13 protein-coding genes and 1 tRNA gene are annotated in these 12354 nt (G+C 56.5%); 7 read left to right on the forward strand and 7 right to left on the reverse strand.

The genetic code is table 11. From position 1 onward, the window contains the following. Nucleotides 1-302: 302 nt before the first annotated feature. From B3Z49_RS12265 to msrB, 5 genes are all read left to right on the forward strand, one after another. Nucleotides 303-1289 (forward strand): LysR family transcriptional regulator, encoded by a 987-nt coding sequence (locus B3Z49_RS12265; RefSeq protein WP_064781654.1) that lies wholly within the window; start codon nucleotides 303-305, stop codon nucleotides 1287-1289. A gap of 95 nt (nucleotides 1290-1384) precedes the next feature. Next, entirely contained in the window at nucleotides 1385-2449 is a 1065-nt protein-coding gene (locus B3Z49_RS12270) for a hypothetical protein (protein ID WP_296991200.1), read from the forward strand. A gap of 192 nt (nucleotides 2450-2641) precedes the next feature. Continuing rightward, entirely contained in the window at nucleotides 2642-3196 is a 555-nt protein-coding gene (locus B3Z49_RS12275; RefSeq protein WP_296991203.1) for an AAA family ATPase, read from the forward strand. A gap of 15 nt (nucleotides 3197-3211) precedes the next feature. Then, nucleotides 3212-3685, forward strand: a complete 474-nt coding sequence (locus tag B3Z49_RS12280; RefSeq protein ID WP_296991206.1) for a thermonuclease family protein — start codon at nucleotides 3212-3214, stop codon at nucleotides 3683-3685. A 129-nt stretch (nucleotides 3686-3814) separates the two neighbouring features. After that, nucleotides 3815-4255 (forward strand): peptide-methionine (R)-S-oxide reductase MsrB, encoded by a 441-nt coding sequence (msrB, locus tag B3Z49_RS12285; protein WP_008890501.1) that lies wholly within the window; start codon nucleotides 3815-3817, stop codon nucleotides 4253-4255. Nucleotides 4256-4317: 62 nt separating this feature from the next. Here the strand turns inward: msrB and B3Z49_RS12290 are convergent, their stop codons facing one another. The 6 genes from B3Z49_RS12290 to B3Z49_RS12315 are packed head-to-tail and all read right to left on the reverse strand — an operon-like array spanning nucleotide 4318 to nucleotide 10284. Further along, nucleotides 4318-4791 (reverse strand): polynucleotide kinase, encoded by a 474-nt coding sequence (locus B3Z49_RS12290; protein ID WP_296991210.1) that lies wholly within the window; start codon nucleotides 4789-4791, stop codon nucleotides 4318-4320. Beyond that, nucleotides 4788-5378, reverse strand: coding sequence for a histidine phosphatase family protein (locus tag B3Z49_RS12295; protein ID WP_296991213.1), 591 nt, complete (start codon nucleotides 5376-5378; stop codon nucleotides 4788-4790). Before B3Z49_RS12295 ends, B3Z49_RS12290 begins: the two co-directional genes overlap by 4 nt. Nucleotides 5379-5412: 34 nt before the next feature. Next, nucleotides 5413-6501 carry an MBL fold metallo-hydrolase gene (locus tag B3Z49_RS12300; protein WP_296991216.1) on the reverse strand — a complete coding sequence of 363 codons (1089 nt, stop codon included), beginning with the start codon at nucleotides 6499-6501 and terminating at the stop codon, nucleotides 5413-5415. Then, nucleotides 6501-7583: an ABC transporter ATP-binding protein gene (locus tag B3Z49_RS12305; protein WP_296991218.1), complete on the reverse strand. Its 1083-nt coding sequence runs from the start codon at nucleotides 7581-7583 to the stop codon at nucleotides 6501-6503. Before B3Z49_RS12305 ends, B3Z49_RS12300 begins: the two co-directional genes overlap by 1 nt. Continuing rightward, nucleotides 7571-9307, reverse strand: coding sequence for an ABC transporter permease (locus B3Z49_RS12310; RefSeq protein WP_296991220.1), 1737 nt, complete (start codon nucleotides 9305-9307; stop codon nucleotides 7571-7573). The genes B3Z49_RS12305 and B3Z49_RS12310 overlap by 13 nt, the downstream gene beginning before the upstream one ends. Beyond that, nucleotides 9307-10284 (reverse strand): ABC transporter substrate-binding protein, encoded by a 978-nt coding sequence (locus tag B3Z49_RS12315; RefSeq protein ID WP_296991223.1) that lies wholly within the window; start codon nucleotides 10282-10284, stop codon nucleotides 9307-9309. Before B3Z49_RS12315 ends, B3Z49_RS12310 begins: the two co-directional genes overlap by 1 nt. A 200-nt stretch (nucleotides 10285-10484) precedes the next feature. Here B3Z49_RS12315 and B3Z49_RS12320 point away from each other — a divergent pair, with 200 nt between their 5' ends. Then, nucleotides 10485-11267 carry a DeoR/GlpR family DNA-binding transcription regulator gene (locus B3Z49_RS12320; protein ID WP_197147152.1) on the forward strand — a complete coding sequence of 261 codons (783 nt, stop codon included), beginning with the start codon at nucleotides 10485-10487 and terminating at the stop codon, nucleotides 11265-11267. Here B3Z49_RS12320 and B3Z49_RS12325 read toward each other — a convergent pair whose 3' ends face one another. Continuing rightward, the gene (locus B3Z49_RS12325) at nucleotides 11268-12041 is read right to left on the reverse strand and encodes a class II glutamine amidotransferase (RefSeq protein ID WP_064781706.1); all 774 of its coding nucleotides are present in this window, start codon (nucleotides 12039-12041) and stop codon (nucleotides 11268-11270) included. Nucleotides 12042-12236: 195 nt separating this feature from the next. Between B3Z49_RS12325 and B3Z49_RS12330 the strand changes: the two genes are divergently transcribed. After that, a tRNA-Thr gene (locus B3Z49_RS12330) sits at nucleotides 12237-12312 on the forward strand. Nucleotides 12313-12354: the final 42 nt, after the last annotated feature.

A 12354-nucleotide genomic window follows, 5' to 3' on the forward strand; every position in this document is an offset into this window, starting at 1 on the left:
ATCATCGGGCTCATCATTGCGGCCGCGCCAAAGGCGACCCCTGCCATTACGGCACCGAGACGTTTCATAGCTATCCTCCCTAAAAGACACGGCATACATGCCATTATTCTTTACGCCCGACTTTCACAGGCATTCGTGACCTGCATACGTCGTGTCTTTGTTTTCAATTGATATTGCATCCTATTTCCCAAAGGACACGGCGCCATTATTCAGACGCCCTACATAACAATCAAATAAACATTTTCGAAACTTGCATATCAAAATTGATATACTAAAATCACGCCATACCGGAGGAATCCATTATGGCCAAGACATCCAATCTGCTCCCGCTCAGTTCTGCGAAATCCCTGCTTTTCCGCTCTGGAAACCTGTTTCAGAGGGGGCTTAAGCTTAGTCACCTGCGCATGATTGTCGCGATGGAAGAGACCGGTCAGATCAGTCTGGCGGCTGACATGCTCAAGACATCCCAACCGGCTGCCTCTAGACTATTGTCTGAGATGGAAACCATCCTTGAGGCGCGGTTATGTGTCCGCAGTGCGCGCGGGATCGAGATGACCAATGCCGGACGCGCCCTTGCCCGGCGGGCGCGCAGCATGCTGATTGAAATCCGCGAAGCCGAACGCGAGATCGAGGATATCAAACATGGGGGCGGCACTGTCTTTATAGGGGCGGTGACCGCGGCAGCCGTTGAACTGGTCGTGCCCGCCATCCGCAGTGTTCAGGCCGTCAACTCCTTGCTTGAGGCCCATGTCGGGGTTGGGCCATCGCATTTGCTGATCAAGGATTTGCTCGCTGGTGATCATGACTTTGTCATTGGCCGCGTGCCCGAGGATATGGACCCGCGCCTGTTTAACATCCGCGAAATCAGGAGCGAGAAAATCCGCCTGATGGTGCGCACCGGTCATCCGCTGCTTGAAAGCAACAAGCCGATCACCCTTGCCCGCCTTGCCCAGTTCGAATGGATCTTGCCACCGCCCGGCAACCTGATGCGTCGTACGATCGAGGATGTGTTTATTTCACGCCACCTGCCCTTGCCGCATTCGAGTTTGAATTCCGCGTCCCTTCTGGTGACGCTGGCGACCCTATCAGACACCAACGCCATTGCCCCGATGGCCGAGGAAGTCACAACCCTGCTGACCAGTGGCGGGCTGATTACCGAACTGCCCTTTGATGGCGCGATTGAAATCAAACCCTATAGCCTGATCACCGCGCGCGGCCATCGGCTTTCACCCTCGGCACAACTGGTTTCCGATCATATCCTTGCACGCATCGAAAAACCGCATGGCTAGCCTGATCGTCATGCAATTGTTTGCACTGTGAAGCGTCTCAAAACTGGCGTAAGCTTCTGAGACAAAACAAGACATGTTGTGACCGAGAGTAAAACATGCCCGCAAGCCTTCGATATCTCAGCGCCCTGTTCGTCGTCGTCTCGCCCCTGATCGCACCAGGTGCGCATGCCAGTGCGACCGATGACAGCACGGCGGAAATGTCCGATATGGACCGCCCGGCCGCCTTTGCGGTCATGGACATGCGCGCCAGCAGCGCATGGGCGATCAATCATTTTCAGTGGCTGGCCCCGAACGAAGAGGCGCTTGAAACCCTTGTGTTTTCGGCGGGCAAAGGGCCAATGCGGCTTGATTTCGTCATGGACAATATCGTTCCGTCCTATTGCGAACTCCGCCCCGACCCCGAGAATTGCGATGGTCCGGGCGTCCCGGTCAGCTGGATGGAAGATGTCCCGCAAACCATCTGCATGGACATTCCGCTCGTGCTTAAGGCGCGCCACAAGGATGTTTTGAAAAAGGCAGACCTTCTGTGCCTGCAACCACAAAGCAACCTGCTTTTCCCCGATGACTGGATTGCTGGCAATGGCTGGCCGCAAGTCCATCTGCACCAGACCGTGACACCGCGCAAAATCCGCCATGATGGCAGCACCGCGATCATTGACCTTGTCATTACCGATGCCATTGCCACGGGCATCGCCAACCTGTCTGAACAGGGCTATGGCCCGGCCAAAATCGGCATGAGCGATGATGAACTGCGCGATGTGATCGGCCCCAACCTTGATACCTTTATCGCTGGCGATGATGAAAGCTGCACCTATTTGCAGCGCGATCTTGATCCGTCCGGACTGGGGTACATGGTCCTTGATGGCAAACTTGCCCGCATGTCGCTTTATGGTGACGAGCATGATGTTGCCACAAGCCTTGTGCGCACCCGCAATGGCCTTTCCATCGGATCGACCAAGGAAGACGTTTATGCCGCCTTTGCCGGTCAGACATTAATCGAGGAAGAAAACGAATATCTTGGCCCGGACGGGCGCTATGTCACCTGGTGGCAGGATGACGCCAAAACGCACGGCATCCGGTTTGAGATTGATGAAAGCGGCACCGTCATTGCCATTCATGCTGGCAGCGATGCAATCACATTGATCGAAGGCTGCGTCTAATCCCCGACAGCCAAGCGTCACCACATTTTCTTTGCTGTTGACTTGGCAATTGACTCACAGGGCCAAGCCGGTAAAAGCGCGTCTTGCGCAGATCATACAGATCTCGCCACTACCCAAAACCAACAACAATATTGCCATCCCCTTGCCGCAAAGCCCGACCAGAACGGCGTGCTTGCGGAGACACGAACACGAATGCAAACACCCATAACGTCCAACCTTGTTGTCCTGACCGGCGGTCCCGGTACGGGCAAAACCACATTGATCAATCATCTTGATGACCGGGGCTTTGAAACAAGCCCCGAGGTGGCGCGCGCCATCATCGAAGAGCAGCTTGAACGCGGCGGCACCGCGCTGCCGTGGGAGGATAATGATGCCTATGCCGGGCTGATGTTCCGCCGATCCATCCGCGCCTGGCAGGAAGACATCCAAAATCACCCGCGCACGGTTTTCTGTGATCGGGGCCTGCCCGACACCTTGGCGCATCGCAGGCTTTCGGGATTACCGGAAAATCCCGATCTGATCCGCGCGATCAATACCTATCGCTATCACAGGGTGGCGTTCGTCCTGCCGCCCTGGTCGGAAATCTACAAAAACGATGCGGCGCGGACACAAAGCTTCTCCGAGGCCGTCAGAACATATGTCGTGCTGTGCCGGACCTATCATGAATGCGGCTATGAACTGGTCGAAATTCGCAAAGGCCCGGTCGAACAACGCGCCGCTCAGATCCTTGCCCGCCTGAAACTCTAAGAAACACGCCCCAAGATGACGTCAAACAAACCCACATCCCGATTTGCCAAACGTGCCGTCATGGCATGCACGGCCGCCGTAACGATGATCGCCAGCCTACCGGCGATTGCCGCCTGCTATGATTGGCCATTGCGCGAATATCGTGGCAATTATGCTTATGACGGCGACACGATCTATGTTGCCATTCCCGGCCTGCCCGATGAGATCGCCAATATGTCGGTGCGCGTGCGCGGGGTTGATACGCCTGAAATGCGTGGCCAATGCGACAGCGAAAAGCAACTGGCGCAAAAGGCGCGTGACTATGCCCGCCAACGCCTGAAAACCGCGACATCGGTGCAGTTCTGCGAACCGGAATGGGGCCGTTATGGCGGGCGTGTGGTGGCGTCTGTGCGGGTCGATGGCAGCCCGCTTGATCTTGAGCTAATCGAAAACGGCCTTGCCCGCCCCTATGACGGCAAAACCAAACGTCAGCCCTGGTGCCAAGGCTGAGTTTCAGGTCTGATCAGATCGGCCTTTGATGTCACTTCAGTGTGAAGTCACTGGACAACTCCGATATTCCAACCATCTTTGCAAACAGGAAATCGCCAGACCGAAGTTCAGAAGGCTAAGTGACGAAATATGAGCAAATATCACAAAGACCCGGATGCCATCCGCGACCTGTCGCCCGAACAATATTACGTGACACAGGAAAGCGGCACCGAACCGCCGTTTCGCAATGATTTCTGGGATCACAAGGAAGACGGGCTTTATGTCGATATCGTCTCGGGCGAGCCGCTTTTTACCTCGCGCGACAAATTCGATAGCGGCTGTGGCTGGCCAAGCTTTGTGAAGCCTGTCCAATCCGAACATATCGTTGCCAAGGAAGACAACACGCACGGCATGCGCCGGATTGAGGTCCGATCCAAACATGGTGACAGCCACCTTGGCCACGTCTTCCCCGATGGCCCGAAGGATCGCGGTGGATTGCGTTATTGCATCAATTCCGCATCCCTTCGCTTTGTCGCGATCGAGGATCTTGAGGCCGAGGGATACGGCGAGTATCGCCACTTATTCGAATAAACAGACAAAAAAGACCGGCATCTGGCCGGTCTTTTTATTTGTACGATGATTAGAAATCACACTCAAAAATCACCGGGTGCACATTGCAGGCACGTCAGCCCCATATCGCGCCATTTATCGACCACCCGTCTGCGATCATCGACAACCAGCCACGGGTTAAAGCCATCCTCGATGATCTTGGCCAGAAGGTATTCCTTGACCTCTTCATCGGTGCGGTGATCGGCATCCATGGGGCGCAGATACATGCCATCAAACGGGATATCATGCGCACGCAGCCAGGCTTCTGACCGGTGCTGCCATCCCGCCGGGCGACCTGAACAGATCAGGATCGCATGGCCGGATGCATGCAGGATGCGCAACAGTTTCTCGATATTTTCAATCGGTTTGGCGTGGTCCATGGCGTCAAAGAACGCATCCCACTGTTTCTCCACACCATGAACCAGATGCCCCAAAGCATCGGCATCAAAATGCGCCAGCGTGCCATCCATATCGAACACGACTGCATCACGCGCATCACGGGCTTTGGGTTCAGTCACGCAGAAATCTCCTTGATCAGGTTTTCGGTCAAATTTTCATATTCCCAGCCGATTTCCATCGGGCGGAACAGGATCGGGGTGGCGTTGGGTACGCGCGGGCCATCGGCCTCAAACCCGGTCATGTAAAGAATGCAGCGCGCCACCCCGGAATGAGCAACGATCACCGTCAGGTCATCACTGACCTCGGCCAGGGCCTGTTGCATGGCAAAGGATACGCGCTGGCACATGGCATCAAACCCCTCGCCATTGGGCGGGGTGTCAAAGCGCGGGCACAGTTCCGAGATCGGACGGCCTTCCAGATCGCCCCAATGGCGTTCGCGCAGACCATCAAGCACCCTGGCGTCATAATCGGGCAGCACCAGATTGGCCGTCGTGCGTGCCCGGTCCTGCGGGCTGACATAAACCGCCCGCCATTTCGCCATCGCCATTAATGGCGCGATTGCCATCGCCTGTTCGCGCCCGGTTTCATTCAGCGGTGGTTCGTTTGACCCGGCAATGATCCCCGCCCGGTTGGCATCGGTTTCCCCGTGCCGGATGAAAACAAACGGCAGTTTGGGAAAATCGAACTTTTCAGCGGCATAGATCATGACCGGACATCACCTTTGTTGGAGAACGCATTCATTACAAATAGAACCGATCTGCAAGCTGTAGCCGCCCGTCAAACCCGTCGACAAGCCCAAAATCCTCTGGCCGGCTAGTGAAAAGCGGCACGACCTGCATCGCATGGCACTGATTGGCGAGATCAATCACATGGCTCGCCAGCGGGTGCACATTCCAACGCCGGAAATGGGCATGGCCCTTTTCGACCATCTTGCGCGCCTCAATCGGCATGAAACCGGTAAAAATCACATGCGCACTTGCCCCCATGCGACCAGAGTCCTGCCATTGATCAATCAGTTCGCGCGCCTTGCCAAAGGTTGCGCACGGCGCATGACACAGCAACAAGCGTGCATCCGGATTGAAATGCTTTGCCTTGTCCTTAAGGCTGCGCAATTGGCGGATCGCATCACTTGAAACGTAATCCGATCCATGGGCATCAAGCACCTGCTTGACCTGCCCGTAGCAGCGATCATCCATCGACCAGTCGGTCAGCCCGTGGCGCTCGAACAACAACGCCATTTCCGCCGCCCGGCCACTGGGCGGCACGGGAAACAGGATTTGCCCATCCAGCTTGGTCATGGTGGTCAAAAGGCTATCAATGCGGACCTGCTGGGTCAGTTGTTCCATGCCATAGGACGCATCAAGCAGGACCGTTGCGGCATCAGGCGGCGCGTCATAAAGGAAATAATCAGATTCCTGACAAAAATCGCCGGAATACAGCACCCCGCCCCCCAGTTCGAAATGCAGCCACACCCCGCCAAATGAATGGCCGGTGCGCCCGGTTGTCACCGTCACGCCATCGACCTGAATTTCCCCATAGGGCGGCAAGGGGATAACATTGGCCCCCTTGGGAAGGGAACGCGCCGTAACCTCGGTGCAATAGATCGGCAAACCGGCATCAACTATTTCGCCCGCCGCCCCGATATGGTCGATATGGTCGTGGGTAATGAAAACGGCGTTAACTTTATTGAGCCACGCCGGATCAAATCCCTGATCACTTTCGGGACCCACTCCGCAATCAAGCAGCCAGCGGCGGTTAAAGAATTCCAGTCGCAGACAGGCCGGGCCCTTTTCACCAAGACCGGAAAGAACACGCATACGGGCTGACATCAGGCGGCCTCACCCGACATGCGATCAAACACCCAGCCGTCATTGACCTTAAGGCCGACTTGCTCCCCGATCCGTGCGCGGCGGTTGGCATAGACCGGCAATGTCTGATCCGCGCCAATCCGGACCGACAGGCGGAACCGCCCGCCGAGATAGACGCAATCATCGACCTGGCCGCGCAACGGCGCATCATCCGTGACCCAGACGTCCTCGGGTCGCAGGCACAAACCCGCATTGGCAGTGGTAAGGCCATCGGCCAGTTTCGGGCAGATGCGCGCGGTAATGCTGCTTTGCCCCAACTGGACGGAGCAATTGCCGTTACTTCCGACCGTCACACCTTGCACCGGCAGGACCGCCCCCGCCCCGACAAAGCCCGCCACCATCAGATCGGCCGGTTCGCGATAAAGCGTTTCGGGCGCTGCCATCTGGCGAATATGGCCCTTGTCCATCACGGCAATCCGGTCGGCCATCGCCATGGCTTCGGACTGATCATGGGTGACGTAAATCATCGTTGCACCGGTGCGGCGATGGAAATCAAGAAACGCCTGCTGCATGGTTTCACGCAGGTGCACATCAAGGTTCGCCAACGGTTCATCGAGCAACACCGCCCGCGGCTCCATGACAAGGCAGCGCGCCAGCGCCACACGTTGACGCTGCCCACCGGAAAGTTCCGACGGGCTGCGATTGGCATAGGGGCCAAGTGCGACGATATCGAGTGCCTCGGCAATCTTGCGATCCTGATCGGCCCGGCTGAGCCCGCGCACCTCAAGCGGATAGCCGACATTGCGCGCGACTGTCATATGCGGCCACAGGGCATAGGACTGAAACACGATGCCAAGATTGCGATCCTCGGGACTGATCATGACGTTGTTTTCAGGGCTTGCCATGATCTGACCGCCCAGTGAAATCTGGCCGTGATCGGGTTCCTCGAACCCGGCAAGCAACCTTAGAAGCGTCGTCTTGCCACAGCCGGACGGGCCCAAAAGGGCTACGAATTCACCATCGGCGATATCAAGCGAGACCTGATTGACCGCCCGATAGTCGCCAAAGCATTTGGTAATGCGCGAAAGATTTATGTCTGCCACGGTACAACTCCTTTGGGCAAACGACGCGCGGCAAGCTGAAAACAGCTCATCAGCGCGATCACCACCAGCACGACCAGAACCGCCACGGCCGAGGCCAGAACGGTGTCGCCACTGTCATCAAGATTGAAAATCAGAACGCCCAACGTCTCGTTCCCGGCCGACCACAGAAGGGCCGAAACGGTCAGTTCGTTAAAGGCGGTCAGGAAGACCAAAAGCGCACCGGCCGCAGCCGAAGGTGCGGCAAGCGGCAACAGAATATCGCGCAAGCGTCGCGACAACCCGGCGCCACAGGCCTGGGCGGCTTCTTCCAGGGCCGGGTCAAGCTGGGTAAAGCTGTTCATCACCGGGCGCAGCGCGATCACCAGAAAACGTGCGAGATACGCGACAAAAATGATCGCAAGCGTGCCATACAAACTGACATCAATCAGCGGAATGCGGATGAACAACAAGATGCAGGCAATCGCCAACACCACACCGGGAAGCGCATAGGGCACTTCGACCAGAAGATTGATCAGCTTGGTCAGGTTCGAAGGCCTGCGCACCATCACATAAGCCAGCGGCAAACACATCAGAACAAGCGTCACCGCCGCCCCCACGGACAAAACAAAGCTGTTCTGAAACGCGCGAATGGTGGATGGCTGCACGAACATCACTTCGTGAAATGCCTCGAACGTCGCATTGGCAAATGTCAGTTTGACGCCAAAGGCCGGAACCAGTGCGGTGGTAAACAGGGCCAAAAGCGGAATGACCAGAATGGCAACCAATACCGTCCAAAGGGCCATTTCAACCAAGCCCCGACGCGCGCCGAGTTTCACATCCAAAGGACGCCCGACCATGCCCATCAGGCGATAGTCGCGCTTGGACAGCAAGCGGTGATGCAGCGCGACCCCACAAATCGCAATCGCACCGATCAACATGGCAAGCACGGAAACCTCGCCCAAAACCGACGGACCAAACCCGGCAAGCTTTTGATAAATCAATGTCGGCAGCGTCTGATAGCCAGCCGGAATGCCCAGCATCGCCGGAATGCCGAAATTGCCAAGCGCGGTGACAAAGGCCATGGCGGTTCCGGCAATAAGGCCCGGACTGGTCAGTGGCAAAATGATCTGCCACCACAAACGCCCGCCGCGTGCACCGGCCAGACGGGCTGCTTCGATCTGTTCGCGTGGCAACATGCGCAAATTGGCGCGCAGGGTCAGAAACACGATGGAGGCATGCTGTATCCCCAGCAAAAGGGCGATGCCTTCTGCGGAATAAAGCGGTTGGGGCGATCCCAGCGGCGGGGCCATGCCAATGGCGTTTAAAAGCGCACTGCTGGGTCCGGTCAGTTGCACCCAGCTAAGGGCCGTGATCTGTGGCGGGATCATCATCGGGATCATGAAACAGAACACCAATGCCGCCTTGGCGCGGATATCGGTGAGCGCCACCAAGAAGGCAAAGGCGCCCCCGATCAAAAGGGAAATAATCGTTCCCAGACCGGCGGTATAAAGACTGTTTGCCGTGGCCCGCCAGGTTGATGAATTGCCCAGCACATCCTGAAAATAATCAAACGAAGGCACACCACCGACCATCACACCTTCAAACCCAAGGCGCAGGATCGGCAAAATCGAAATAATAAATACCGGCACCACCAACCAAATCAGCAACCGGTCCGAAGACCGGTTGCCATTTGGTTTGGCGACTATGCCAGGCAGAACGCCGCGAAGGCGACCTGTAGCCTGCATTATTCAGCCCCGAACATGTCTGCGAATTTCTGTTTGTTGGCTTCGGCCTGTTCCAGCGCGATGGCCGGATTGAAGTCCATCAACTTGATCTCGCTGCGTGCCGGGAAACCGGCCGGAAGCGCCATCTCGTTACGCGCCGGGATGTAACCCATATCAAGCACCAGTTCCTGACCCTGTTCGGACAGAAGGAAATCAACGAACTTGTGCGCGGCATCAACGTTCTTGGCGTCTTTCATGATCGCGACCGGCTCGGTCACATAGGTCACACCTTCAGACGGGAAGACGAAATCAACCGGCGATCCATCGGCCTTGCCACGGATGGCGAGGAAGTCGACAACAACGCCATAAGGCTTTTCACCCGATGCAACGGCCTTGAAGGTACCGCCGTTACCGCCCTTGGCACGTGCTTCGTTCGCCGCCAGTGCCTGATAGTAATCCCAGCCAAGATCCTTGTTCTCGGTCAGGGTGGAGAGGTGAATAAGAGCCGCACCGGAATAAAGCGGGCTTGGCATTGCGATCTGATTTTTCACCGCCGGATCAGCAAGGTCTTTCCACGATGTCGGGGCTTTGACAGCGGTGTTGTAAACGATGCCGCTGGTGATCAGCTTGGTCGAATAGTAATAGCCTTCACCATCATAAAGACCGTCTTCATAGGCACTTGCCTCGCCCGATTTATAGGCCTGCAGCTGACCTTCCTGCTTGAGACCTTCAAGTGTTACGGTATCGGCAATCAGAAGAACATCCGGGCGCGGGTCGCCGGCAGCGATTTCCGCACGCAGTTTCGCCATCAGTTTGGTGGTGCCGTCACGGACCCACTCAACTTCAATTTCCGGGTTGGCAGCCATAAAGGCATCAACAGTGGTCTGGGCATCCTTGTTCGGCTGGCTGGTATAAAGAACCAGCTTTTCAGCAGCCTGCCCAACAACTGGCAGCATCATCGCGGCAGAGGCAACCGCAGCAAGAAGAACGTTACGCATGATCGGCATCCCTATAGATCGGAAAGAAGGTTTCGTTCGAAAATGTTTCGATCCGGAAGCTATCGGGATTTCGATTTCAGTTGTGTGACAACACCAAGAATTAAATGTTTCAACAGGAAAACCGGGCTATGCAGCGGCGTTTCGGCCTGTCTATACTCAGATCACAAGCGAAATAACAACTTTCGAACGAAAGAAAAGCCGTGACTAAAACGTCTGATGCAGTGCCCCTTGACCGCCGACGCGACCGCATCGTCGCCCTTGTCAAATCGACCGGCTTTATGGCGGTCGAGGAACTGGCACGCCGGTTTAACGTCTCGGTCCAGACCATCCGCACCGATTTGCGCGACCTGCATGAACAGGGGCGCGTGTTTCGCCGTCATGGTCTGGCGGGCCCGGCACCCGATCCGGATAACTCGGCCTATGAAAAACGCGAAGTCTGGAACCGCACCGGCAAGATGGCAATTGCCGCAAAGGTGGCTGATCTGATCCCGGAAGGCTGCACGATCGCGATTGGCACCGGCACCACGGCCGAACTCGCCGCCCAGCATCTGGCATCGCATCGCAACTTAACGGTGTTAACCAACAATCTGCATGTTGTGATGGCGCTGCAAAACGCGCCCAATGTCACGCTCCGCCTTGCCGGTGGCACCGTACGGACCCGTGATCTGGATATCATCGGCGCGGACAGTGCCGACTTTTTCGGCAGCATGCGCGCCGATTTCGGGATTGTCAGTGTTGGCGGGATGAGTGACGAAGGGGATTTGCTCGACTTCAACATGGACGAAGTCCGCGCCCGTCGCGCACTGGTATCGTGCTGCGATCACGCCATCCTGATGATCGATGAGAAAAAAGTTGGCCGCAAGGCACTCTGCCGCGACGGCCACGCCAGCGATTTTCAGACCGTATTGCTCAACACCGCACCAAGTGACGCCCTGCAACGCGCATTGGTCAAGGCGCGCAGTCAGATTGTTGTTGTGTCTTAATCAGCAAACAAGCGTTGCTTCTTCGCTGATGGTCAGATCACCTTCGACATGCAGGGTGTGGTTGGGTGCAACCGCCTTCCAGCTATCGCTTTCGGTATCGAGCGGCTCGGAGACGACAATCACGTGATCATCGCGTTTGCGCCAGTAAAGTGATGGCGGCTTGTCGTCGCTGGCGTGGCGGATAGCGCAGACGCTTTTGCCGTTTGACAGGCAGGCAGTGAAACGGAACGGTGAGGTCGCACCGCGCACCTTCATTTCGTTTTCGACCACCTCGATCGTGCGGCGGATCGCACGGTGCGGGTCATCGCGTAGACCAAGGGTCAACATCAGGCAAAAGATCAGTTCGCTATCGGTGGAGCCCTGTCGGCCTTCGTAAAACTCATCCTCGATCATCATTTCCAGGGATCGGCGCACCAGCGGGTAATCGCCAATCTGGCCGTTATGCATGAAAAGATACTGGCCGTTGGAAAACGGGTGGCAGTTGGTGCGGCTGGTGTGGGTGCCGGTCGAGGCGCGGACATGGGCAAAGAACAGGCCAGACCGGATATGGTGGGCAAGTGACCGCAGGTTCGGGTCATTCCAGGCGGGCAGGATTTCGCGATAAAGCCCCGGTGTCGGGCGTTCGTCATACCAGCCAAGGCCAAAGCCATCGCCATTGGTCGGTGTTTTGGCCTGTTCGGCATGCAGGCTTTGTTCGACCAGTGAATGGCGCGGCTCAAAGACCAGCTTTTCCAGATAAACCGGATCCCCGATATAGCTCAGCCAACGACACATGATTTGCCCCCGCACATGAATTTTGATCGCGCACATCTAAGCCGGATAATCACAGCATGGTCAATGTGATATTGTATGTCTCTGTCCTGATTACAGGGCATGGCTGAAAGTCCGGCACTTGTTGGCAAAAAGAACAACAAACCTCTTGCCAAGGCGGGTGATTGTCCGTATTTTCCGCGCCACAAAATGAATCGTGCTGGTGTAGCTCAGCTGGTAGAGCGGCGCATTCGTAATGCGTAGGTCGTAGGTTCAAATCCTATCACCAGCACCATTTTGTAAAACAAAGACCCGCCAAGACGCAGCCTGCTGCATC

The sequence above is a fragment of the Thalassospira sp. UBA1131 genome, from assembly GCF_002311515.1.
In the GTDB taxonomy this organism is placed as follows: Bacteria; Pseudomonadota; Alphaproteobacteria; order Rhodospirillales; family Thalassospiraceae; genus Thalassospira.

Bases quoted from the DNA above. Each gene is read 5' to 3' on its own strand.
- msrB (WP_008890501.1), top strand. From the start codon at position 3,815: ATGAGCAAATATCACAAAGACCCGGATGCCATCCGCGACCTGTCGCCC.
- B3Z49_RS12280 (WP_296991206.1), top strand. From the start codon at position 3,212: ATGACGTCAAACAAACCCACATCCCGATTTGCCAAACGTGCCGTCATG.
- B3Z49_RS12315 (WP_296991223.1), bottom strand. From the start codon at position 10,284: ATGCGTAACGTTCTTCTTGCTGCGGTTGCCTCTGCCGCGATGATGCTG.
- B3Z49_RS12310 (WP_296991220.1), bottom strand. From the start codon at position 9,307: ATGCAGGCTACAGGTCGCCTTCGCGGCGTTCTGCCTGGCATAGTCGCC.
- B3Z49_RS12295 (WP_296991213.1), bottom strand. From the start codon at position 5,378: ATGATCTATGCCGCTGAAAAGTTCGATTTTCCCAAACTGCCGTTTGTT.
- B3Z49_RS12265 (WP_064781654.1), top strand. From the start codon at position 303: ATGGCCAAGACATCCAATCTGCTCCCGCTCAGTTCTGCGAAATCCCTG.
- B3Z49_RS12325 (WP_064781706.1), bottom strand. From the start codon at position 12,041: ATGTGTCGTTGGCTGAGCTATATCGGGGATCCGGTTTATCTGGAAAAG.
- B3Z49_RS12300 (WP_296991216.1), bottom strand. From the start codon at position 6,501: ATGTCAGCCCGTATGCGTGTTCTTTCCGGTCTTGGTGAAAAGGGCCCG.
- B3Z49_RS12270 (WP_296991200.1), top strand. From the start codon at position 1,385: ATGCCCGCAAGCCTTCGATATCTCAGCGCCCTGTTCGTCGTCGTCTCG.
- B3Z49_RS12275 (WP_296991203.1), top strand. From the start codon at position 2,642: ATGCAAACACCCATAACGTCCAACCTTGTTGTCCTGACCGGCGGTCCC.